At 72.4% G+C, this 22,899-nt stretch carries 21 protein-coding genes; 6 read left to right on the top strand and 15 right to left on the bottom strand.

Features of this window, described 5'->3' with window-relative positions:
* Positions 1–52 precede the first annotated feature (52 nt).
* Both AB0J66_RS18855 and AB0J66_RS18850 read left to right on the top strand, forming a co-directional pair.
* On the top strand, positions 53–526 hold the full coding sequence (locus tag AB0J66_RS18855; protein ID WP_364661860.1) for an NUDIX hydrolase: 474 nt from the start codon (positions 53–55) through the stop codon (positions 524–526).
* An 18-nt stretch (positions 527–544) separates the two neighbouring features.
* On the top strand, positions 545–772 hold the full coding sequence (locus AB0J66_RS18850) for an SDR family NAD(P)-dependent oxidoreductase (protein ID WP_364661857.1): 228 nt from the start codon (positions 545–547) through the stop codon (positions 770–772).
* Here AB0J66_RS18850 and AB0J66_RS18845 read toward each other — a convergent pair.
* The 5 genes from AB0J66_RS18845 to AB0J66_RS18825 form a co-directional block, all read right to left on the bottom strand.
* The gene (locus AB0J66_RS18845) at positions 762–2,081 is read right to left on the bottom strand and encodes a BNR repeat-containing protein (protein WP_364661854.1); all 1,320 of its coding nucleotides are present in this window, start codon (positions 2,079–2,081) and stop codon (positions 762–764) included. The genes AB0J66_RS18850 and AB0J66_RS18845 overlap by 11 nt on opposite strands.
* Before the next feature lie 34 nt (positions 2,082–2,115).
* Positions 2,116–3,222, bottom strand: a complete 1,107-nt coding sequence (menC, locus tag AB0J66_RS18840) for an o-succinylbenzoate synthase (RefSeq protein ID WP_364661852.1) — start codon at positions 3,220–3,222, stop codon at positions 2,116–2,118.
* Positions 3,219–4,016, bottom strand: a complete 798-nt coding sequence (locus AB0J66_RS18835) for a GNAT family N-acetyltransferase (RefSeq protein ID WP_364661849.1) — start codon at positions 4,014–4,016, stop codon at positions 3,219–3,221. The genes menC and AB0J66_RS18835 overlap by 4 nt, the downstream gene beginning before the upstream one ends.
* A gap of 97 nt (positions 4,017–4,113) precedes the next feature.
* Positions 4,114–5,340 carry a M20/M25/M40 family metallo-hydrolase gene (locus AB0J66_RS18830; protein ID WP_364661846.1) on the bottom strand — a complete coding sequence of 409 codons (1,227 nt, stop codon included), beginning with the start codon at positions 5,338–5,340 and terminating at the stop codon, positions 4,114–4,116.
* A 1-nt stretch (position 5,341) separates the two neighbouring features.
* Positions 5,342–8,629: a serine hydrolase gene (locus AB0J66_RS18825; protein ID WP_364661843.1), complete on the bottom strand. Its 3,288-nt coding sequence runs from the start codon at positions 8,627–8,629 to the stop codon at positions 5,342–5,344.
* A gap of 147 nt (positions 8,630–8,776) precedes the next feature.
* On the opposite strand from AB0J66_RS18825, the gene AB0J66_RS18820 reads away from it, so the two are divergent.
* Complete coding sequence (locus tag AB0J66_RS18820; RefSeq protein ID WP_364661840.1) at positions 8,777–8,983, top strand: hypothetical protein; 207 nt, start codon at positions 8,777–8,779, stop codon at positions 8,981–8,983.
* Between the two features lie 179 nt (positions 8,984–9,162).
* Here AB0J66_RS18820 and AB0J66_RS18815 read toward each other — a convergent pair whose 3' ends face one another.
* From AB0J66_RS18815 to AB0J66_RS18805, 3 genes are read right to left on the bottom strand one after another with little or no spacing between them, the layout of a single operon-like run.
* Entirely contained in the window at positions 9,163–10,023 is an 861-nt protein-coding gene (locus AB0J66_RS18815; protein ID WP_364661838.1) for an SDR family oxidoreductase, read from the bottom strand.
* A 29-nt stretch (positions 10,024–10,052) separates the two neighbouring features.
* Positions 10,053–10,772, bottom strand: a complete 720-nt coding sequence (locus tag AB0J66_RS18810; protein WP_364661835.1) for an ABC transporter permease — start codon at positions 10,770–10,772, stop codon at positions 10,053–10,055.
* Positions 10,773–10,782: 10 nt separating this feature from the next.
* Positions 10,783–11,673 carry an ABC transporter ATP-binding protein gene (locus tag AB0J66_RS18805; RefSeq protein ID WP_364661832.1) on the bottom strand — a complete coding sequence of 297 codons (891 nt, stop codon included), beginning with the start codon at positions 11,671–11,673 and terminating at the stop codon, positions 10,783–10,785.
* Positions 11,674–11,782: 109 nt separating this feature from the next.
* Between AB0J66_RS18805 and AB0J66_RS18800 the strand changes: the two genes are divergently transcribed.
* From AB0J66_RS18800 to AB0J66_RS18790, 3 genes are read left to right on the top strand one after another with little or no spacing between them, the layout of a single operon-like run.
* The gene (locus tag AB0J66_RS18800) at positions 11,783–12,889 is read left to right on the top strand and encodes a histidine kinase (RefSeq protein WP_364661830.1); all 1,107 of its coding nucleotides are present in this window, start codon (positions 11,783–11,785) and stop codon (positions 12,887–12,889) included.
* Positions 12,886–13,488: a response regulator transcription factor gene (locus tag AB0J66_RS18795; protein ID WP_364661827.1), complete on the top strand. Its 603-nt coding sequence runs from the start codon at positions 12,886–12,888 to the stop codon at positions 13,486–13,488. Before AB0J66_RS18800 ends, AB0J66_RS18795 begins: the two co-directional genes overlap by 4 nt.
* A 3-nt stretch (positions 13,489–13,491) precedes the next feature.
* Positions 13,492–14,145: a GPP34 family phosphoprotein gene (locus tag AB0J66_RS18790; protein ID WP_364661824.1), complete on the top strand. Its 654-nt coding sequence runs from the start codon at positions 13,492–13,494 to the stop codon at positions 14,143–14,145.
* Here AB0J66_RS18790 and AB0J66_RS18785 read toward each other — a convergent pair.
* The 7 genes from AB0J66_RS18785 to AB0J66_RS18755 all read right to left on the bottom strand — a co-directional run bounded on the left by AB0J66_RS18785 (position 14,142) and on the right by AB0J66_RS18755 (position 22,832).
* Positions 14,142–14,555 (bottom strand): hypothetical protein, encoded by a 414-nt coding sequence (locus AB0J66_RS18785; protein ID WP_364661822.1) that lies wholly within the window; start codon positions 14,553–14,555, stop codon positions 14,142–14,144. The genes AB0J66_RS18790 and AB0J66_RS18785 overlap by 4 nt on opposite strands.
* Positions 14,556–14,707: 152 nt before the next feature.
* Entirely contained in the window at positions 14,708–16,336 is a 1,629-nt protein-coding gene (locus tag AB0J66_RS18780; RefSeq protein WP_364661819.1) for a helix-turn-helix domain-containing protein, read from the bottom strand.
* A 10-nt stretch (positions 16,337–16,346) separates the two neighbouring features.
* Positions 16,347–17,066, bottom strand: coding sequence for an ATP-binding cassette domain-containing protein (locus AB0J66_RS18775; RefSeq protein WP_364661817.1), 720 nt, complete (start codon positions 17,064–17,066; stop codon positions 16,347–16,349).
* Entirely contained in the window at positions 17,054–18,409 is a 1,356-nt protein-coding gene (locus tag AB0J66_RS18770; RefSeq protein WP_364661814.1) for a serine hydrolase domain-containing protein, read from the bottom strand. The genes AB0J66_RS18775 and AB0J66_RS18770 overlap by 13 nt, the downstream gene beginning before the upstream one ends.
* Entirely contained in the window at positions 18,406–20,316 is a 1,911-nt protein-coding gene (locus AB0J66_RS18765) for a dipeptide/oligopeptide/nickel ABC transporter permease/ATP-binding protein (protein WP_364661811.1), read from the bottom strand. The genes AB0J66_RS18770 and AB0J66_RS18765 overlap by 4 nt, the downstream gene beginning before the upstream one ends.
* Positions 20,316–21,308, bottom strand: coding sequence for an ABC transporter permease (locus tag AB0J66_RS18760; protein ID WP_364661808.1), 993 nt, complete (start codon positions 21,306–21,308; stop codon positions 20,316–20,318). Before AB0J66_RS18760 ends, AB0J66_RS18765 begins: the two co-directional genes overlap by 1 nt.
* 3 nt (positions 21,309–21,311) lie before the next feature.
* Positions 21,312–22,832, bottom strand: a complete 1,521-nt coding sequence (locus AB0J66_RS18755; protein ID WP_364661805.1) for an ABC transporter substrate-binding protein — start codon at positions 22,830–22,832, stop codon at positions 21,312–21,314.
* Between the last annotated feature and the right edge of the window lie 67 nt (positions 22,833–22,899).

Genomic DNA, 22,899 nt, shown 5'->3' with positions numbered 1-22,899 from the left:
ACCGGCCTGTCCGGAATCCGACCTCAGCGTCCGCCCGGCTAGCCTGGCGGCGGTGACCGACGACTTCACCGCCACGTTGCCGCGCAAGAGGATGGGCGCCGGTGCGCTGCTGACCGACGATCAGGGCCGGGTGCTGCTGGTCGAGCCGACCTACAAGGACTACTGGGAGGTGCCCGGCGGTGCGGTCGAGGCGGATGAGTCGCCCTACGCGGCGGTGGGACGCGAGCTGAAGGAGGAGCTCGGCCTGATCGTGCGGCTGGGCCGGCTGCTGGTCACCGACTGGGTGCCACCGCGCCCGAACCGCACCGAGGGCCTGATGCTCATCTTCGACGGCGGCGTCCTCACCCCGGAGCAGACGGCACAGATCACGCTGCCCGCCGACGAGCTGCGCAGCTGGGCCTGGTGCACCGAGCAGCAGGCCACCGAGCGGCTGTCCGACCTGCTGGCCCGCCGGATCATCGCCGCGATCCGCGCCCGGGCGGAGAACACGGCGGTCTACTTGCAGAACGGGTTCTTCGTGGTCTGACCGCGCATGATGATGGTCATGGCGCATGTTTTCATCACCGGCTCGGCGGACGGGCTGGGCCGGGCGACCGCCGCCACCCTGCTCGACGAGGGGCACAAGGTCGTCGTGCACGCCCGGAGCACCGCCACCGGTGGCTACTGGTATCACCAGCGGCGGCGCGACCCGCACCCGGCGGCCCGGCGCGCCGGCTTTCAGGACAAGCTGCTGGGCGCTCTGGGCGAGCTGACAGGTGCGGTCATCCGGTGACCTTCCAGTCCTGGACGTCGATCTGGCTGCCGCCGTAGCGGGAGGTGAAGATGCTCATCACGCCCAGGGTCCTGAGGCGCTGGTGGTCGATGAGCGGGTCCGAGTAGTAGATGGCGGCCGAGGTGTAGCGGATGGTCCAGTCGGTCCAGCCCGAGGCCTTCGAGGCGGTCTCGATGTGCAGCTTCTTGGTGCTGGAGTCGCCGCTGGCCACGTAGAGGTTGTCGTTGGCGTCGACGGCGATGTCGCCGCGGGACGAGCGCTCCAGGAACGGCGTGTACGTCTGGTGCCAGACCTTGCTCGCCTTGTCGCGCCAGTAGTGGACCAGCACGGCGGTCTCGCGGGCGGCGGTGAAGTCGGTGTTGCTCGCGGCCGCGGCGGGCAGGTGCGAGGCGAGGACGTGCACGATGCCGGCCGCGTCGACCACCTGGGACTCCTGGTTGATCAGGCCGCGGTTCTGGCCGATGCTCCACACCTTGAGGCCGGCGGCGTTGGAGGCCAGGGGGTTGCTGCCGGTGGTGGCCACGACCGTGCCGGCGTTGTTGCGCCAGGTGCGTCCCTTGTCCTTGCTGTACGCGTAGTAGATGTCATGGTTCGTGCTGGCGTCGGACGTCTCGCGCACGGTCCAGGTGACGTGCAACAACGGGTCGAGTCCGTCGTACTCGATGCCGAACAGGTAGGCGTTGTTGTTGTGGGTCGTGCCGTCGATGAACTCGCCGAGGTAGGTCCACGCCCCCGAGCGGTACTCGTACAGCACCTCGTCACCGGTCCCGCTCACGCCCGTACGGATGGCCAGTTGCAGCGTGCCGTCGGGGTGGGCGAAGAACTGCGGGTACGTCACGACGGCCATGCTCGTGCTGGTCAGGCTGCTCTGCACGGCGCCGAAGCCGGCCGTCGACCAGGTGGCCGAGGTGGCCAGCCCGGCCACCGACTTGCGGTAGCGGAAGACCGACGAGTGCGTGTCGAAGGCCAGGTGGATCGTGCCGTCGGCCGGGGCGATGCCGATGCTGATCACGTTGTGCGAGTCGGTCGAGGTGGTCTGGTAGTCGGTCAGGCGCAGGTTGGCCCAGGCGCCGGAGGGCAGCTGGCGCCGGGAGAGGTTGACGTAGCCGCCCTGGTCCCAGAAGGCCGCATATTGCCAGCCCTTGTACGTGACGATGCCGTCCTGCTGGAAGGACTCGCCGTTCATGTACCCGGTGTACGTCAGTGCCGTCCGCCCGTTGGTGGTGAGCACGGTCGTGGACACCGGCGTCACCGTAGGAGCGGCCGCGATCGCCAGCAGCGCCATCAAGACCATGAAACGTTTCACCATGCCCGCTCCTTCCATCGACGTTGATGGATGGAGCTTACAGCGGCAACCACTCCGTGCTGGTCGTGATCTCGGCGAGGACCGCCGGGATCGGCTCCACGCCCAGGCCGGGACCGGTCGGGACGGGGAGGTGGCCGCCGTCCAGGACGAAGGGCTCGGTCACATCCGTACGGAAGTAGCGGTCCGACGCCGAGGTGTCCCCGGGCAGGGTGAAACCCGGCAGCGCGGCCAGCGCGACGTTGGCGGCCCGGCCCAGGCCGGTCTCGAGCATCCCGCCGCACCAGACCGGGACGCCGTTGGCCACGCACACGTCGTGGATGCGGCGGGCCTCCAGATAGCCGCCGACCCGGCCCGGCTTGACGTTGACGATGCTGCACGCGCCGAGCCGGATCGCGTCGGCCGCCGACCGGGCCGAGACGATCGACTCGTCCAGGCAGATCGGCGTCCGGACCCGCTTGGCCAGCTCGGCGTGGCCGAGCACGTCCTCCTCGTCCAGCGGCTGCTCGATCAGCAACAGCCCGAAGGGGTCCAGCGCGGCCAGCAAAGGCCAATCCCCCAGGCCGTACGCGGTATTGGCGTCGACCTGAAGCAGCAGGTCATCCCCGAAGCGCTCGCGGACCGCGCGCACCGGCGCCACGTCCCAGCCCGGCTCGATCTTCAGCTTGATCCGGACGTAGCCCTGCGCCACATAGCCGCCGACCGCGTCGAGCAGGGCCGGAATCGAGTCCATGATGCCCACCGACACCCCGCACGGCACGCGATCCCGGGTGGCGCCGAGCTCCCGGGCGAACGACCGGCCCTCGCCGCGCAGCTCGGCGTCGAGCACCGCGGTCTCCAACGCCGCCTTGGCCATCCAGTGCCCCTTGAACCGGTGCAGCGCCGGCGCGACAGCGGTGGCCCCGGCCGGCGGACGGGCGGCCAGCGCGGGCACGAGATAGCGGCGCAGCACATCGGCCGCCGCCTCCACGTACTCGCTGGAGTAGAGCGGATCGCTCATGGCGACACACTCCCCCCAGCCCTCGGCCTCGTCGGTCACCGCACGCAGCAGCAGCACGTCCCGCTCGGTCTCCGTGCCGAACGACGTGCGGAACGGCGCCACGAGCGGCATCCGGATCCGGCGCAACTCGATCCCGGTCAGTTTCATCGGCTCTCCCTGTCCAGCACGTACCAGCCCGCCCGGTCGAATCCGCGGACCCGGGCCCCTTCGTCGATCAGCGGGGCGAGCGCGTCCCGCACCGCGACCCGCCAGCGTCGCGCGCAGGCCGGGTCGGTCGCCCGCAGCGTCTCGATGTCGGTGGGCACGGCGACCAGCACCGTGCGGCCGTCCGCGGTTCCCGCGACGGGCTCACCCCCGGGCGTACGCCCCAGAGCAGTGACCGCTCCAGCCGCCCTCAGCCCAGCCACGTCGCTCCCCCGCCCGCCACCGCGGGCGGCTCGTTCGACGGCCGGCGCGGTCAGATCCCAGTGCAGCAACAGCCGATCGGTGTCGTCGTCACCGTTGATGGCGTCGCCCATCGTGCCGTAGAAGTCGGGCAGATACTGGGCCGGCACCGCGCCCAGCTTGACCAGATTGAAGAAGGCGTTGCGACGAACCAGCGGGTCGAACGTCCAGCTGATCCGGGTCACGCCCTGGCCGAGCGCCCACGCCCGCTGATGGAGCTTGATGGCCCGGCCCACACTGCGCCCCCGCGCGGCCCGGGTGACCCCCGCGACGTGGCTGTGCACCTCACGGCGCTCCGGCGCCGCGAAGAACCCGACGCAGGCCCCGATCATGCCGGTGTCGTCGTAGGCCCCCGCCACGTAGTTGCCGGCCTTGCTCATCGCCCGCAACAGCTCCCGGCTCACCGGCGCATTCCCCGGCTGCGAGTGCCAGATGCTGTCGAACAGCCAGTACACCTCATGCAGATCGGCCAGCTCACTCAGCAGCCGAATCCGCACCCCCGCCGCCTCAGCCGCGGCCCCGGCAGCGGCACCGGCGGCGGAAGCCCCCGCGGCCGCCTCAGCCACCGAAGCCGCAGTAAGCACGCTCGCGTGATCAGTCATGCGACGGCCGCTCCGAAGTCGCCCGGCCCACGCCGCCACCGGCCCACGCCGAGGGGGCGGCAACGTCGTGGGGCGCAGGGTCGGCGAGCAACGCCGCCGTGAGGGCGGCGACCAGCGCTGCGCGGCGGGGGAGCTCGGCGATGACGACGTGTTCGTTTGCGGCGTGGGCGCCGCCGCCGACGGCGCCGAGGCCGTCCAGGGTGGGGGTGCCGATGCCGGCGGTGAAGTTGCCGTCCGAGGCGCCGCCGACGGCGGCCCGGGCCAGCGGGGGCAGGCCCAGCTCGCCGGCGATCGCGACGGCCCGCCCGAACAGCGCGTCCGAAGCCGCGGCCTCGAGTGGTGGCCGGTTGGGGCCGCCCTCTATGGTGAGCCGGGCGCCGGGCAGCACCGGGGTCAGGCCGCGGAGGGCGTCGTCGACCCGTTTCTGCTCGGCGGTGGTCCGGGCCCGGACGTCGACCGCGAACTCCCCCACCGCCGGGACCGTGTTGGTGGTCGTGCCGGCGGTCATCCGGGTCGGCACCACGGTCGTCCCGAGAGCGGGGTCGGCCAGCGCCGAGACCGCGAGCACCTGATAGGCCAGTTCCACTGTGGAGTTGATGCCTGCTTCGGGCTCGAGACCCGCGTGGGCGGCCCGCCCGGAAACCCGTACCCGGTAGAGCGAAACCCCTTTGCGCTCGGTCTTGAGCGCTCCCCCGTCGGCCGAGGCCTCCAGCACGAGCGCCGCCACGCAGACCGCCGCCTCCTGCTCGATCAGTTCCCGCGAGGTCGGCGAGCCGAGCTCCTCGTCGCCGGTGACGAGCAGGGTCACCCCGGCCCGATCGGGCAGCGCCGCCACCGCGTGCAGGGCCTGCACCACCCCGGCCTTCATGTCGAAACAGCCCGGCCCGCGCAGGACCTCGCCGTCGACCACGAACGGGTTCCCGGCCAGCGACCCGATCGGCCACACCGTGTCGTGATGCCCCAGCAGCAGCACCCGGGCCGGCCCGTCGCCGAAGCGCCACCGCAGATGCGTCCGCCCGTCCAGCACGATCCGCTCCGGCGCCGTCCCCAGCCGCCGCTGCCCGATCCCGGCCAGGACCTCGGCGGACCGCGCCACCGCGGCCCGATCGTCCGACGGCGACTCGCAGGCCACCAGCTCCTCAAGATCGGCCAGTAGGCCGGCGAGCAACTCCGGCCGCCCCGGGTCAAGCGGGTGAGACAGCCGCGAGGGTCGATCCATCTCAGGCCACCTTCGGGGTGGCCCGCACGCCCAGGTGCAGATACGGCTCCCCGGTCGGCAACCGGTAGAACAGCACCGGGATCCACGACCGGCTGCCGGGAAGGCGTACGAGGTAGAGGTCCTCCCGGACCGCGACCATCGCGGTCTCCTGGACCGGCTCCGGGGTGAGCTCGGCCAGCGGCCCGGTTGTGGTGATGCGCAGCATCGGCCCGCTCTCCCCCGCGTACACCTCGAGCCTGGTGCTGGCCCGCTCGTAGGTCCCCACGTGGGGTGTCAGGTCGGCCTCGACCGGCGGTGACGGCAGGGTGAGCGGCGCCGGCATGGTCAGCCCGGCCACCTCGGCGAAGATCTCCGAGAACAGGTCCTGGTAGAGGTCGCGGGCACCCTCGCCGTTGGTCAGCAGGGTGACGGCGAGGCCTTGCGACGGCAGCAGCCGCAGGAAGGCCGACTGGCCGATGGTGTTGCCGTCGTGGCCGATGAGGCGCTGCCCGTCCCAGCCGAAGCGGATCCAGCCCAGCCCCCACGAGTCGCCGAGGGTGTACTTCTCCGGCAGTTCGACCTGTTCGGCCGCCATCGCCTCGGCCCCGGCCGCGCTGATCAGCCGGGTGCCGTCGGGAGCGAGCCCGCCGGTCAGGTGCAGGCGGGCGAAGGCCAGCAGGTCGGCCACGGTGGCGGTGATCAGGCCGGCCGGGCCGAGCGCGCGGGGCAGCGTCCAGACCGGGGCCACCTTCGGCCCGGGCAGGTGACCGGCGGCGGCCCGGTGCAGCAGCGCCTCCTCGGGCAGGGTGCCGGTGCGGCGCAGGCCGAGCGGCGTGCTGAGGCGTTCGCGCAGGGCCGCGTCCCAGGTGCCGCCGGTGAGCTTCTCGACGACCCGGCCGGCCAGCGAGAAGCCGGAGTTGCAGTACGACCAGGTGGCGCCGAGCGGGTGATTCTGGGCCACCTCGCGCAGGCCGCTGACGTACTTCTCCAGGCAGTCGTCGCCGCGCCCGGTGTCGGTGAAGACGTCGCCGTCGATGCCGCTGGTGTGGGTGAGCAGGTGCCGCATGGTCAGCTTGGCCGTGACGCCCGGGTCGGACAGGGCCAGCTCGGGCAGCATGTCGACGATCGGGGCGTCCAGCTCGAGCTTGCCCTCGTCGACCAGCTGCTGGACCAGGGTGGCCGTCCACACCTTGCTGATCGAGCCGATCTGGAAGACCGAGTCGGTGGTGGCCTCGACGCCGGTGTCCACATTGACCACGCCATAGGCGGCTCCCACGATGTCATCCGAGTCGAGGCGCAGAATGCCGAGAGCCGCCCCCGGAACGCCGTGTCGCTCGGCGAGGACATTCAGTCGCCGCTGCCAGTGGCCTTGGTCCAGCGGGCGATGGCCTCCGGTGTGCCGGCGCACCCACTCGGAGATCCGCCGGTTGAAGTCGAGGCGCTGCGACGGCGGCCCCTCGACGATCAGCAGGTGCGAGCCGCCCGGGTAGAGCACCAGCTCGGCCGGCACACCCCGCTCGCGCAGGGCGGTGTGCCACTGCTGGGCCTGGCCGACCGGGCAGCGCAGGTCGGCGTCGCCCTGGATGATCAGCGTCGGCGTGGTGACCTGGGCGACCCGGGTCAGCGGGGACATCGCCGCGTAGCGCTCGGGCTCCTCCCAGGGGCGCCCGCCGAGCTCGAGCGTGGCCAGCAGGGACCCGTCGTCCGAGCTGCCGGCCATGCTGGTCAGGTCGCTGACCACGCCACCGGTGACCGCGGCGGCGAAGCGGCCGTCGAGGGCGGTGAGGTAGCAGGTCATGTAGCCGCCGTAGCTGTAACCGGCCACGGCCAGCCGCTGCGGGTCGGCGGTGCCGTCGGCCACCAGCTGGTCGAGCGGTTCCAAGAAGTCGCGGGCGTCGGCCTCGCCCCACGCGCCCTGGGCGGCGGTGTAGAACTGCTCGCCGTAGCCGTCGCTGGCCCGCGGATTGATCAGCAGGACGGTCCAGCCGGCGGCGGCCAGCTCCTGGTGGTAGAGGTGGATGTCGTCGGCGGCCCCGTTCCACGCGTTGTGCGGGCCGCCGTGGATGTCCAGCAGCAGCGGCCCGGGCCCGCTCGCCTCGGGGTCGCGGATCAGCCAGCCCTCGACCACGGTGCCGTCCGAGATGGTGAACTCGCGCTCCACCCGCGGGAACAGCTCGACGTCGTCGAAGACGGAGCCGTGCGTCGTGCGTACGGTCTCGGTCCCCGAGGCCAGGTCGACCGTGACGACCTCGCCGTACGAGGTGGGGGTGGCCAGGACGACGGCGGCAGTGTCCCCGGCCACCGACAACCCGGAGACGACCCGTCCGGCGCCGCCCACGATCGCCCGGGGCTCGCCGCCGTCCAGGGGCACGGCATAAAGATGAGAGCAACCCCGGTGCCGTACGCAGAAAAGCACCGTCCGCCCGTTGTCGGTGAACCGGGGAATCGCGCCGGGGTAAGCCGGCCCACCCGGCATGACATTGCGGTCGAGGCTCGCGGCCAGGTCACGCACCGGGCCACCGTCGAGCGGCACGTGGAGCAGGCGCGCGTGCCCGGCCGGCGGCCCGGTGTACCCGACGACGACGAGCGCGTCGCCCTCGGGCGTCCAGACGGCCGGCCCGGCGTAGCCATCGGCCAGCCCGGCCACCTCGGGCTTGGCGAGCGGGTCGGTGACGTCGAGGACGTGCACCGGCGCCCGCAGAACCAGGTCGGCGTCGGGGGCGGTGGCCGCCGGGAAGGCCAGCCGGGTCGAGTCGGGTGACCAGGCCGCGTCGCCGGCGTGCCAGTCCCCCTCGGTCACCTGCCGTGCCTTCCGGCTGTCCACATCCAGCACGAACAGGTGTTTGCGCAGGTCACGCAGCAGCCCTGCGCCGTCCGCGCGGTAGTCGAGGCGTTCGGTGACGATCGGCGCGCTCTCGGCGGCTTTCTGCGTGGCCACGGCGGCGGCGAAGGCGATCTTCGTGCCGTCCGGGCTCCACTGCGGAGCCCCCGCGCCCTGCGGCAGGTCGGTGACCGCCTCGGCCTCGCCGCCGGCGACCGGCAGCAGCCACAGCTGGGCCGGGCTGTCGCCGCCGCGGAGGAAGGCGAGCCACTGCCCGTCCGGCGACCAGGCCGGCGACGAGTCGGCCGGGCCCCGGGTCAGCCGGCGGGCGCCGTCCGGCCCGGCGACCCAGATGCTCCGGGTGACGCGGTCGGCCTCCCGGTCGGCCGCGCGCAGCACGTAGGCCACCCGGCGGCCGTCCGGGCTCAGGGCGGGCTGTTCCGGCGCCGCCACCGACACCAGATCCTCGATCTGCGCACGACGTACCACGGTTCTCCCCCTCGGCTCGCGGGTCTCTTCGCGAAGCCTGCCCGCCGACGCCCCCGGTGTCATGGTCGGCGCCGACGAGTCGGAGGCGCTCGACTCGTCCGTTCCACCGAGGCGGGCCCACCGGCGCCGGTGCCGCATACTCGTCACATGGAGATCGTCATCGGCACCGTGGCCCTCGTCGTGATCGCCGTCCTGGCCGTCATCGCCGTGCGAAACGTGCGCCAGGGCTTCGCCGACGGCTATCACAACGGCACCCGCTCCCGCCGTCGCCGGCGCGGCGTGCTCGACACCCTGCTCACCAACAACGCCCGCTCGTACGACCAGAGCAGCGTCACCGGCGACTCCAGCAACTGACGACGCCGGCCCACGCCCTCGCCGCCGCCGGACCATCGTGTTCGACGTGGCCGGCACGATCAGGCTGTCACCCGGCGGCCGCCAGGCCGGCTGACCATCACCCAAAGCGGGAGCTCAACTGAGGGACTCGGCCGCTGCGGGCGGGTGGAGGGCGACCGGATGCGTCTCGGCAAGCTCAACTATGCGAGCTCGATCGCGAGGGACCGGGCGGCGGTGATCACGGCGCCGCTGACCGTCGAGCCGAGCAGGCGGCCGGGGCCGCCGTGGAAGGCGGCGGCGCCCGCGGTGAGGGTGATCGAGCCGTGGCCGTCGAGGGTGGGCCGGGCCGCGCGTACGGCGTCGAGGGCGCGGAACAGGCGGACGTCGAAGAAGTCGCGGGCCTGGGCCGGGTCGTAGTCGGCGATGGTGGCGCGGGCCAGGGCGTCGCCGGCGGTGTAGGCCAAGTGGTGGAACGGGCCGGTCCCGGCGAAGAACGCCGCCAGCGAGGCCGGGTCGGTGACGTCGAGCGGCCGGGGCCCGGCCGGGTGGTCGATGGGCAGCGCCACCACGCGGGGCTCGGTGTAGAGGTCGACCACCGTGAGGCCGTCCTCGGCGAACGGCCGCTGGGCCAGGCAGGCGTCGAAGCGGCCGTCGCGCAGCCCGGCGATCTGGCCGGTCCACGAGGTCCGGGCCACGTCGACCTGGAGCTGGGGGAACCGGTTCTCCAGGTGCCGTACGAGCGGGGTGACGATCGTGCCCGGAAGGAACCCGAGGGTCACGCTCCGGCCGTCGCGGGCGGCCACGCGGATGCGCCGCTGCACCGTCTCGGCCGACCGCAGCAGCTCCCGCGCGTCGTCGCGCAGGATCTCGCCGACGGGGGTGAGCCGGGTGCCGGAACGCGACCGTTCGAAGAGTTTGGCTCCGAGGTCGCGCTCCAGGGCGGCGATGGACCGGCTCAGCGCGGGCTGGGCGAGGTGCAGGATCTCGGCCGCCCGCCCGTAGTTCTCCGTACCGGCCAGGGTCAGGAAGTATCGCAGCCGGCGCAGGTCGAGGTCAGTCATGGCGGCTCACCCACCCATTGTTCCGCAGCTCAGCGGCGGGGCTCCCAGCGGAACAGACGGTGGGCGAAGGAGACGGCGACGACGACCCAGGCGAGGGTGGGGGCCAGCAGGAGCAGGGAGTCGGTCAGGGCGACGCCGCCGTTCCAGGCGTTGAGCATCAGCTCGGTGGCGGCGCCGCCCGGCAGCAGGCGCTTGAGCAGTTCGAGGTTCTCGGTGCCGGTGATGCCGACCCAGCTGGCCACGGCGATGACGCCGAGACTGACCGGCAGCGTGGTGACCTGGGCGTGCTCGGGCGAGTTGGTGACCCCGGCCGTGGCCAGGGCCAGGCCGATCATCATGGCCACCGTGGCCAGCACGGCCAGGACGAGCAGCAGCACGTTGTCGGGGCGGCCGGCCACCACGCCGAAGACGATCAGGATGCCGGCCAGCTGGACCAGGGCGATGACCGTGGCCGGGGCGACCAGGCCGGCCAGGATCCCGGCGTCGCTCTCCGCCGTGGAGCGCAGGCGTTTGAGGAACAGGTTCTGCCGGCGGGAGGCCAGCGTGGTCACGGTCGACGTGTAGAGGCCGAAGGCGGCGACGGTGAACATGACGATCGCGGCGATGTAGCCGAGGGTGGCCAGCTCGGCGAAGACCTCGTGCCGGTAGACGAAGAACACGCTGATCGCTAGCGGGATGACGAAGCTGGTGACCAGCACCAGCCGGTTGCGGAAGATCTGGATCAGTTCGGTACGGGCGATGGCGAGCACGAGGACCCCCTCAGGAAGCGATGGATTCGATGGAGCGGAAGACGTCGTCGAGCCGGGTCGGGCCGGCCGACAGGTCACCCAACTCGAGCCCGTGATCCTGGGCCCAGCCGAGCAGCACGTACAGGTCCTTCTGCAGGTTGAAGGTCTCGACCCGCACCGACCCGCCGGCGCCGACAGCGGCCTGCAGCGGCAGCGAAGGCGCGGGAGCCGCCAGCGTGAAGGTGATGACCGCGGGCAACGAGCGCGTCAGCTCGGAGACCGTGCCCTCCCGGCGCAGGGTGCCCTGGTGCATCAGCCCGATCCGGTCGGCCCGCTGCTGCGCCTCCTCCAGGTAGTGGGTGGTCAGCACGACGGTCGAGCCGTTCTCGCGCAGCCGGTCGACCGCGTTCCACAGGTCGTCGCGGGACTGGATGTCCAGCCCGGTGGTCGGCTCGTCCAGGAAGATCAGCTCGGGGGTGCCGTAGACGGCCGTGGCGAAGTCCAGGCGCCGCTTCTCGCCGCCGGAGAGCTGGCCGACCAGGGTGCCGGCCTTGCCGGTGAGCTCGACGACGTCGATGACCCGGTCCACGTCGTCGCTGCGCCGGGTCAGCCGGCCGATCAGAGCGACCGACTCGCGGACGGTCAGGTCCGGGGAGAAGCCGCTCTCCTGCAGCATGACGCCCATCCGGGGCCGTACGGCGGCGCGATCGCGCGGGCTGTGCCCGAAGACCCGGACGGTGCCCGAGGTCGCGGTCCGGTGCCCCTCGACGGTCTCCAGGGCCGAGGTCTTCCCGGCGCCGTTGGTGCCGAGAAGCGCGTACAGCTCACCCGGCCGGACCTCGAACGAGAGGTCCCGGACGGCGTGGAAGTCGCCGTACTTGAGATTGAGGTGGTCGACTTCGATCACTGGCGTGGTGGACATGACTCGATGAAACAGCGGCCCCGTCCGTACGGTCAGTGTCGCCGTGTCACCAACCGGATATGACGTGGTGTCACTACTGGCCGCGCCGATCCCGCCGAATACTGGTGGGGTGAAGGCAAGATCGCTGCGCATCACCGAGGCCACGCAGGGCCGCCTGCGCCGCCTCAACCTGTACACCGCGCTGCCGCCGATCGTGCTGGCGGCGGTGGTCGTGGTGGCGGTCGATCTGCGCTCCTGGTGGCACGTGCTCGTGCTGGCCCCGGGCGCGATCGCGGCGCTGGTGGCCTTCGAGCGGTGGACGGCCAACGACATCGGCCGGGTGGCCTGGCCGTGCCTGATCGTGGCGGCCGCGGTCTGGCCGGTCGGCGTGCTCGTGGTGGCCGCCCCCAACGCGTACTGGGGGGTGATCAGCGTGGCCTCGCTCGCCCTGCCGCGGCTGCCGCGCCACAAGTACGCGGCGGCGGCCGCCGTGCTGCTCTACGTGGCCGGGGTCGGCGCCACCCGGCTCCTGGTCGACGGCGACGACGCGTTCGCCGCGTTCGTTCTCGTCCCGAGCGGCCTGACCGTGCTGATCATGGTGCTCTCGTTCGCCGGCGAGCGGTTCTACGACATCGTGCAGGAGCTGGAGGTGTCCCGCGAACGCGAGGCCGAGCTGGCCGTCATCCGCGAGCGGGTGCGCTTCGCGGGCGACCTGCACGACATCCAGGGCCACACGCTCCACGTGGTCAAGCTCAAGGCCGCGCTCGCGGGCAAGCTCGTGCACAGCGATCCGGCCCGGGCCGAACAGGAGCTGCAGGAGATCCACGGCCTGGTCAGCGACACCATCCAACAGACCAAAGAGCTGGCGTACGCGCAACGGCGGCTCAACCTGTCGGCGGAGCTCGAGAACGCGAAGAACCTGTTCGAGGCGGCCGGGATCCGGGTGCGCATCACGCGCGAGTCGGAGCCGGACGCCCGCGTGAGCGAGATGCTCGGCCAGGTGCTGCGGGAGACGACGACCAACATCCTGCGGCACGCGCAGGCCACGCAGGTGCGGATCACGCTGGCCGGGTCGGGCATCACGATCGTCAACGACGGCGCGGCCCTGAACGGGCCGCTCGAGTTGCGCGGGCTCTCGGCCCTGCGCCGGCGGATCGAGACCGATGGCGGGGAGCTCACCGTGCGGGTGGACGCCGGCGACTTCACGACGGCAGCGACATTCGGGGGTACGCGGTGACATCGGTGGTGCTGGCCGACGACGAGGCCCTGCTGCGCAAGGCGCTGGCCGCCCTGCTGCCGCTCGAGGGCGACATCACCGTGCTGGCCGAGGCGTCGGACGGCGAGGAAGCCATCGCGGCCACCATGCGCCACGAGCCGGACGTGCTCGTGATCGACCTGGAGATGCCGAACGTGGACGGGCTCGGGGCGCTGGCCGAGATCCGCCGTCTCCGCCCCGGACAGAAGGTGCTCATGCTGACCCGGCACGCGCGTCCGGGCGTACTGCGCAAGGCCTTGAAGTTGGGGGTGCAGGGCTTCGTGAGCAAGTCGGCCGAGCCGGCCCACATCGCCACCGTCATCGCCACCCTGCACTCGGGCAAACGCTGGATCGACCCCGACGTCTCGGCCCTGGCCGTCATCGACGACTGCCCGCTCACCGAACGCGAGCTGGACGTCCTCCGGGTGACCGGCGAGGGCTACTCGGTGGCCGACATCGCCGCCCGGCTCCATCTGGCCCCCGGGACCGTCCGCAACTACCTGTCCAGCGCCATGCAGAAGACCCAGACCCAGACCCGCCACGAGGCGGCCCGCTACGCCCGCGAACACGATTGGTTGTGAGACATGCTTCTGGTCGAGGACCTGATGCTGCTGTTGCTCGACGACGAAACCGGAACACCCGCCGCGGCGGGCACGCTGCCCTACGCGCTCGGCGGGGCCGTGCTGGTCGAACTGGCCCTCCGCGGCCGGGTCGAGACGGACGGGAAGAAGGTGTACGCGACAGGTTCGGAACCGCTCGGCGACCCGCTGCTCCAGGAGGCGTACGACAAGGTCGCCGAGAAACCCCGCAGCGCGCAGACGCTCCTGCTGTCGATCGGCGGCAAGCTCTGGGACCCGGTCATCGAGCGCCTCATCGACCGCGGCCTGATCCGCCGCGAGAAGAAGCGGGTACTGGGCGTCTTCAAGATGAACACCTTGCCGGCCACGGATTCGGACTACGAGACCGTGATGCGCGACCGCATCCGCGGCGTCCTGGTCGACGGTGACCAGCCCGACGCCCGTACGGCCGCGCTGATCGCTCTTCTCTCGTCAAGCGGCGCGCTGCCGATGTTGCGGCCCCAGCTGGCCTGGTCATCGCCGGTCATCAAACGGGCCAAGGAACTGGAGCAGGGCCACTGGGGCGCCGAGGCCGTGAACACCGCCGTGACCGCCACGGCCGCCGCCATCGCCGCCTCGACCGCCGCGGTGGCCGTCACCGTGGTCACGACGACGAGTTAACCGGCCAGGTGCTCGAGGGAGACCACCCACAGCTTCTCGGCGGTCTCCGGGTCGAGGGCCCACCGCTTGACGGCATGGCTGTGGTCCAAGAGCTTCGCGCCGTCGGGCACGGTGTACGCCTCGTTGCCGTCGTCGAGGTAATGCCCGCCGGTGCGGGCGAACTCGGGGGCGACCGCGGCGACGAGGGTGGTGGCGGCGCCCTGCTGGGTGGTCTTGTAGGCGAAGGCGCCGGCGGCCTCGGCCGCGGCGAGGTAGGCCTTTTGTTCCGGGGTGAAGTCGCGCTGCAGGCCGGTGGCGACGAACCGGCCGCTACATCGGCGCCATGGCCCGTGAGGTCGCGGTTCTGGTGGAGACCAACCCGGAGTTGCTCGGTGCGGTCGTGGCCGACTATCCCCGGCGCTTCGCCTCACTCGTCACGGAGGCGGTTGCGGCCGGTCGGCCCGCGTCGGCCGCGGGCACAGCAGCGGACGTGTCCCGGACCCTGCTGAGCGTCGCCGCCGGCCTCAAGCACGAAGTGACCGACCGGGACGAATTCGTCGCTCGCATGGGTGTCGCCGTGGACTTACTGCTGACGGCGCTCGGTGGCCGGGCCCGGGAAGACGCGTAGCTGGAGCATGGCGCCGAAGCGGGCCTCGGGGTCGGTCAGGTCCAGGTCGCCGACCTCGGCCAGGCGGCGTAGGCGGTAGCGGAAGGTGTTGGGGTGCACGTGCAGGGCCGCGGCGGCGGCTACCGCGTCGCCGAAGGCGTCCAGCCAGGCGGTCAGGGTGTCGACCAGGTCGGCGTTGTGTTCGGTGTCGTAGGCGAGGAGTTTGGCCAGCGGGCCCGTGGGGGTGTCGCCGCGGGCGGCGACCAGGTCGCGCATCTCCAGGATCATGGCCTTGGTGTAGACGTCGCTGAGGCGGGCCACCCGGCGGTCGCAGCCGGAACGCAGGACGCGCAGGGCCCGGTCGGCGCTGGCGCGGGCGGCGGGGAGCACGGCGACCGACAAAGCGGCCGGGCTCACGCCGACGAAGGCGGGCACCCGGTCGCCGACGCGGTCGAGGAACTCGGTGGCCACCTTGAGCGCGCGCTCCTCGGTGACGGCGGGCAGCAGGCCGTACGCGACGTCGCCGAGCAGGGCGACCGCGCTGCCCGCGTGCACCGCGCTCAGGTGCATGGCCAGCGCGTCGGCCAACCGTTGGCGGTCGGCGGCCAGGCCGGAGCGGTCGGCCGGGCCCTCCGGCTCGGCCGGGGCCAGCGCGAGCACGACGAGCGGCTGGTCGGCCAGGCCGAGGCGGGCCAGCGATTCGCGGGCGCCGGAGCCTCCTTCGAGGGCGGTGCCGACCAGTTCCGTACGGAGCCGGCGCTCGACGTCCGCGCCCGCCCGCAGCCGCAGCATGTGCAGGGCGACCAGCTTGGCCGCGTCGCTGAAGGCGCGGGAGCGGTCGGGGGTGAGCGGCTCGTGCACGGCGGCCCAGATCGAGCCGAGGAACTCGTCGCCGGCCCGGACGGCCACGGCGGCCCGCGGCACCGAGAACTCGCCGGGGGCGGTCTCCGGCGGCGGGAAGTAGACCGGGTCGGGGCTGCGGTGCAGGTCGCGGTGGACACCGGCCCGGGTCAGCAGGCGGGCGAAGCGCTCCGGCACCTGGCGGCCCAGGATGGTCTCGACCCGGGACTCGTCGGCCTCCTCCTGGCGGCCGGAGAAGGCCAGCACGCGCGAATCCGGGTCCTCGATCGTGACCGGGGCGTCGACCAGCGCGGCGACGGCGTTGGCCAGGGCGAACAGGTCACCCGAGGGCAGGCCGCCGAGCATCTCGGGGCCGGGGTCGCCGACGTCGCCCTGGCTGAGCATCGAGCGCAGCAGCGCGGCCAGCTGGTCCCAGGACGCGCCGCGGGTCAGCGCGAGCAGGGCCACCCCCGACTCGTCGACGGCGGCTCTCACTTCCTCGGTGGCCGGCACGGGGGCCCGTACGATCAAGCCGGCCGCCGCCTGCTCCCCCAGCGCACGCAGCAGGGCGGCGATCTCGCCCGGCTCGCGCAGACCCACGCCGAGCACCAGCGCCGGTGAGGGCAGATGAGGCTCGTCGAACGGGTCGTGAATGGCTATCCCGGCGATGGGCCGCACACTGAGGACGCCGTGCACCAGATCCAGCAGCGTGGTGCCCAGATCGTCGAGGATCCGGCCGAGACTCGCGCGCGGCAGCTGGGTCATGCCGCTCACATTAGGGCTTGGGGACAGCATCCAGCAGCTCTCGTGTGTAGTCGTGGCGGGGGTCCTGGAGCACCTGCTCGACCGGGCCGCACTCGACGATCCGGCCCTGGCGCATCACGGCGACGATGTCGCTGACGTAGCGGACCACGGCCAGGTTGTGCGAGATGAAGAGCATGGTCAGCCGCATCTGCCGTTGCAGGTCGCGGACCACGTTGAGCACGGCGCCCTGGATCGAGACGTCGAGGGCCGAGGTGATCTCGTCGGCCACGATGACTTCGGGGCGGCCGGCCAGGGCCCGGGCCAGCGCGACCCGTTGCCGCTGCCCGCCGGAGAGCCGGTCGGGGCGGTCGGCAGAACGGAGAGCAGGCAGGCCGACCAATTCCAGCAGCCGGGCCACCTCCGCGCGCCGGTCCGGCTCGCGACGGGGCATCGCCTCGGCGATCGAGGCGCCTACGGTCATGCGGGGATCCAGGGCCGAGTACGGATCCTGGAAGATCATCTGCACCTTTCGCCGCGGAACGTCCCCGCCGTCCAGCAGAATCCGGCCGGAAGTGAGCGGGGCCAGCCCGACAGCCGCCCGGGCCAGCGTCGATTTGCCCGACCCGGACTCGCCGACCAGTCCCACCACCTGCCCGGCCGGCACCACCAGGTCGACCCCGTCCACCGCGACCGTGCCGCCCCGGCGCGGGCCGAAGCGGACGGTCACGTTCTCGAAGGTCAGCTCGCGCATCGCGGGGTGGCCCGGGCGCCGAAGTGCACGTACCGCTCGCCGGTGGGCAGCTGGTAGAAGCTGGCCGGGATCCAGTTGCCGGTCTCCGGGTCCTGGCACACGAACAGGCCGGGCTCGACCGCGACCATCTTGTAGTCGACCGGTTTCTCCTGCAGCACCTCGGCCAGCGGGCCGGTCACGCTGACCCGCATGATCGGGCCGCCGTCGTCGACGCGTACCTCCTGGCGGATGCTCGCCCGCTCGTAGACCGCAGCGTACGGCGCCGGATCGACCTCGACCGGCTCGGCCGGCGGCCCGAGCGGGTGCGGCACCGGCACCCCGGCCAGGTCGGCGAAGATCTCGCGGAACAACTCCTCGTACAGCTTGGCGCCGTTGCCGCCGTTGGTCAGCAGCGTGACCGCCAGCCCCTGCTCGGGCAGGATCCGCAGGAACGCGGCCTGGCCGATGGTGTTGCCGTCGTGCCCGATCAGCCGGTGCCCGTTGCCCCAGCCGAGCCGCTCCCAGCCCAGGCCCCACGAGTCGCCGAGCAGGCGCGTGTCCGGCAGCTCGACCTGATGCTCGGCCATCGCGGCGGTGCTCGCGGGGCTGAGCACCCCGGCCCCGTTCTGAAGGTGCATGCGGGCGAACCGCAGCGCGTCGGCCGCGGTGGACACGACCGCGCCGGCCGGGCCGGCCGAGCGCGGAATGCCCCAGACCGGCGCCACCGTCTGCTCGCCGTCGTCGGTCACGTGCCCCACGGCGGCGCGGTGCATCAGCGCCTCCTCGGGCAGGGTCACCGTGTGTTCCAGCCCGAGCGGGGTGATGATCCGTTCGCGCAGGGCCGCGTCCCAGGTGCCGCCGGTCAGCTTCTCGACGACCCGGCCGGCCAGCGAGAACCCGGAGTTGCAGTAGGACCAGGTGGCTTCCAGCGGGTGGTTCTGCGCGGCCTCGGCCAGCCCGGTGACGTACTTCTCCAGGCAGTCGTCGCCGCGGCCGGTGTCGGTGAAGATGTCGCCGTCGATGCCGCTGGTGTGGGTCAGCAGGTGCCGCATGGTCAGCTTGGCCGTCACGCCGGGGTCGCCGAGGCGCAGCTCGGGCAGCACGTCCACGACCGGCGCGTCCAGCTGCAGCTTACCCTCGTCGACCAGCTGCATGACCAGCGTGGCGGTCCACACCTTGCTGATCGAGCCGATCTGGAACAGCGAGTCGGTCGTCGTCTCCACCCCCGTGCGGAGGCTGAGGACGCCGTACGCGGCCTCGGCGATCTCGTCCTCGGACAGGATCCCCAAAGTGGCCCCGGGAACCTTGTGGCGCTCGGCGAGCTCGGCCAGTCGCCCGGTCCAGTGTGCGATGTCGACGGTCACGGTGCTTCTCCTCCCAGGTGTGCGGTCTGCGCCTGTCCCGCGGGCGTCAGGTCGGCGTGCCAGCAGGCGACGCGGCGGCCCTCGGCGTACGCCGTCAGGGGTGGATCCTCGTGCCGGCAGCGATCGGTGGCCAGCGGGCAGCGCGGGGCGTAGGCGCAACCGGTGGGCAACGCGTGCGGGTCCGGCGGCCGGCCCGGGATCACCGCGAGCGGCCGGTTGCGGTCGGTGGTCATGTCGGGCACGGCGGCGACCAGGGCCCGGGTGTACGGATGACGAGCGTCGGCCAGCAGCGAACCGGTGGGCAGGTCCTCGACGATCCGCCCGGCGTACATCACCAGCACCCGGTCGCAGACCTGGCTCACCACGGTCACGTCGTGGCTGATGAACAGCAGCCCGGCCTGCTCGGCGGCGCGGACCTTGGCCAGCAGCTCCAGCACCTGGCGCTGCACGGTCACGTCGAGGGCGGTGGTGGGTTCGTCCGCGATGATGAGCCGGGGACTGGCCATGATGCCCATGCCGATCATGGCCCGCTGGCGCATGCCCCCGGAGAACTCGTGCGGCAGCTGCCGGGCCCGGCGCCCGGCGTCGGGGATGCGGACCGCGGCCAGCCGGTCGACCGCCCGGCGCCAGGCCGTGCGGCGGTCCGCCTTCTGGTGCTCGCGGGCCACTTCGGCCAGCTGCCGGCCCACCTTGTGGGTCGGGTTGAGCGACGTCATCGGATCCTGGAAGACCATGGCCAAGGAGGTGCCGAGCAGTTTCCGATGCTCGCGGGCCGCGTCCTGGCCGCGGCCTTCGGGCGAGCCGGTGCTTTCGCGCAGGTCGGCCCCGAGGAAGTCGAGCCGATCGGCTTGGACCCGGCCGGGGGGCTCGATCAGCCGGGCGATGGCCAAGGCGGTCAGGCTCTTGCCCGAGCCCGACTCCCCGACGATGCCGACCGCCTCGCCCGTGCGCAGCGTCAGGCTCACGCCGCGCACCGGGGTCACCTCGCCGCCGGCAGCGGGGAAGCTGACGCGCAGATTCGCGAACTCCAGCAGGTTCTCCGCCGACCGCTCGGTCACCGGGACCTCGGTGGCGGGGGCGGGATCGGCGGGCGGCGGTCCGCCCGTGTCGGAGCGCAGGCCGATGGCGCGGGCGACCGCCTCGCCGGTCAGGTTGAACGCCATCGCGGCCAGCACCACGGCCACGCCGGCGGCCAGCGCCCCGGCCGGGTGGATGTAGATCTGGGCCAGTCCCTCGCCGAGCAGCCGCCCCCAGTCGTAGCTCGGCGCCTGCACGCCCAGACCGAGGAACGACAGGCTCGCGAAGGCCAGCACCGCGCTGCCGGCCGCCGCCGTCGCCGAGACCACCAGCGGCTCGGCGATGTTCGGGAGCACGTGCCGCAGCAGGATCCGGACCCGGCCGACGCCGGACACCCGGGCCGCGGCGATGAAGTCACGGTTGGCCACGGTCGCGGCCATGGTCTGGGTCAGACGGGCGAACCCGGGTGCGGTGGCGAAGCCGATGGCCAGCACCGCCCCCTTGGCCCCGACCCCGAAGACGACCGCGAAGAAGAGCGCGAGCAGCAGCGTCGGGAAGGCCACGGCGATGTTGATGACCGCGGTGATCCACCGGCCGGCCCGGCGCCCGAGCAGCGTGGGCGCGGTGCCCAGCAGCAGCCCGGCGGCCACCCCGATCCCGGTCGCCAGCAGGGCCAGCCCCACCGACAGCCGGGTGGCCACCAGCACCCGGGCCAGGATGTCGCGGCCCAGCAGGTCGGTGCCGACCGGATGAGCGGATGACGGCCCCTGCAGGATGGCGGCCGAGTCGACCGCGGCGGCCCGGTCCTGCCAGATCAGCGGGGCCACCAGGGCCAGGCCCAGGACCAGCACCATGAGCGCGGCCGCGGTGATCGCCAGTGGTTTCCTCATCAGCTGTCCCGGATGGCCGAGCGCGGGTCGAGCACGGCCAGGGCCACGTCCACCACCAGGTTGATCAGCAGCACGCCGATGCCGTAGACGAGCACCACCCCCTGCACGGTCGGGTAGTCCTTGGCCAGGATGGACTGCACGATCGTGCTGCCCAGCCCGGGCCAGGCGAAGATGTTCTCGATCAGCACCGTGCCCGCGACCAGCCCGCCGAGCAGCAGACCGCCGATGGTCAGCGTCGCGGTGAGCGCGTTGGGCAGGGCGTGCCGCAGGTAGATCGCCGCGGGCCGCAGGCGCTTGGCCCGGGCGGTCCGGATGTAGTCCGCCTGCAACACCGTCAGCAGCTCGACCCGGACGATCCGGGCCAGCATGAAGGCCGGGCCGATGGCCAGGGACAGGACCGGCAGGATGTACGAGTCGAAGCCCGCCCGCCCGGCCACGGGCAGCCACCCGAGCTGGACGCTGAAGACGAAGACCAGCCCGACCGCCATCAGGAACTCGGGTATGGTCGCGACCACGACACCGGCCGAGGTCAGGGCCCAGTCGCTGCCCCGCCGCCGTCCGTGCCGGGCCAGCACGGTCATCAGGGTGCCGAGCGGCACCGAGACGATCACCGCCACCGCGAAGGCCAGCAGCGCCATCTCCACTGTGGAGCCGAGCCGGGCCGAGATCACCTCGTTCACCGGCAGGCCCGAGCTCATCGAGACGCCCAGGTCGCCGGTGACGAGGTGGCCCAGGTAGTGCACGTACTGCAGCCACAGCGGGTCATTGAGCCCCATCGCCTCGCGCCGCTGCTCGACCAGCGAGATCGGGGCGGTGGGGCCGAGCGCCGTGCGGACCGGGTCGCCCGGCAGCACGTGGATCATCAGGAACGCGGCGGTCACCAGCACCCAGACCGACACCACCAGCCGCCCGGCGCGGCGCAGCCCGAACCGCACCCAGGCGTTGTCGGCCGGGCCTTTGAGCGCGGCCAGTCCGGCCGCGGCGACGGTCATCGGTCAGCCCAGCATGCGGATCGACGACGGATCGATGTCACCCTCGGACAGGTTCAGCTCGGCCCCGCGGGCGATGACCGGCACGTTGGAGTTGGCGAACGGCACCAGGTCCAGGTTCTTGATCACCGCTTTCTCGGCCGTCTCCCACTGCGGGCAGCCGCTCTCCCCGGTGACCTTCTGGGCCGCGGCCACCGCCGAGGCGTACTCCTGGTTGTCGAACGCGGCGAAGTTGGCCCCGTCGGGTGGCGTCGGGCCGGAGAGGAACGGCACCAGCTGGCTGGGCAGCGTCACGCCGATCGGGAACATGGCCACGTCCCAGGCGAGCTGCCCGGCCGCGATCTGGCCGACCTGGGCGGTGGTGACCGACTTGAGCTCGATCTGCGCCCCCGCGGCCTGCCACTGCTGCTGCAGCAGCTCGGCCGCGGCCTGTGCGCCCGGCCCCCCGGTGGAGCCCCAGGCCACCACGAGCTTGCGGCCGCCGAGACTGCTCGCGGCCAGGGCCGCCTTGCCCGCGGCGGCGTCGAAGCCGGGCAGGTTGCCGGTCACCGTGTCGCCCTTGCACGGGGAGTTGGCCGGGACGACCAGCCCGGTCGGGGCGGCGCCGCGGCCGCTGGTGAAGACCTGCTGCATCTGCTTGAGGTCGAGCGACTGGACGAGGGCCTGGCGCACCTTCTCATCGGCCGTGGGCAGCCCGGCCTTCTGGTTGAACCAGAGCTCGCCGGTCGGGGCCAGCACGTCGCGCTTGAGGTAGTCGCCGCCCTGCAGCCGCTGGCTGTCCGGGCCGGTGAAGCGGGCGGCGTTGACCTCGCCCGACAGGAGCAGGTTGGCCGTGGTGGTCTCGTTGGTGATGACCCGGATGACCACTTTTTCCGGCTGCCCGACCGGAGCCTGGACGTCCTTGCGGCGGGTCAGCGTGTAGTGGTCGTCCGGCACGGCCTCGGTCACCGTGTACAGGCCCGTGCCGTCGGCCGCCTGCTTGAGCTTGGTCCGGTCGGCCATGCCCTTGGCGCAGACGATCGGCAGCGCGCCCAGGTTGCGGTCGAGGAACGCGTCCGCGGCGGGCGCGGTCACGCTGACCGTGCCGGCCGCGTCGTCGGCGGTGGCCTTGGCCCCGGCCGGCACGTAGAGGCCGATCCGGGTCGAGGAGTTCTTGGGGTCGCCGACGAACGAGATGTTCGCGGCCACCGTGGTCGCGGTCAGCGGCGTGCCGTCGGCGCAGGTGACACCCTTGCGCAGGGTGAACTTGGCCGTGGTGCCGGTCGTCTCCCAGGTCTCGGCCAGCCCGGGCTTCGTCTTGCCGTCCGGCGCGAAACCGAGCAGCGAGTCGTAGAGGAACCGGTCGACCTGCCCGGTGACCGACAGCGAGGTGAAATGGGGATCGAGGTTGCCGGGGTCGCCCGGCACAGCCATCGTGAACGTCTTGCCGTCGACCGGCCGGCGACCGCCCGTACCGCCGCCGCCGTCACCGCAGGCGGCCAGGAGCACCACAGCCCCGGCCACCGCCGCGCATCGCAAAGCCTTCATAGTGCCTCCACGTGCTGCGTGTGCGGAAAGACTGCCGATCACCCGGCCTCTTTGTCTTTGGCGCTCC

It is taken from the genome of Actinoplanes sp. NPDC049598 (assembly GCF_040675435.1).
Taxonomy (GTDB): Bacteria; Actinomycetota; Actinomycetes; order Mycobacteriales; family Micromonosporaceae; genus Actinoplanes.
Note: the sequence above shows the minus strand (reverse complement) of the source record. Positions and strands in the feature narration are given on the sequence as shown.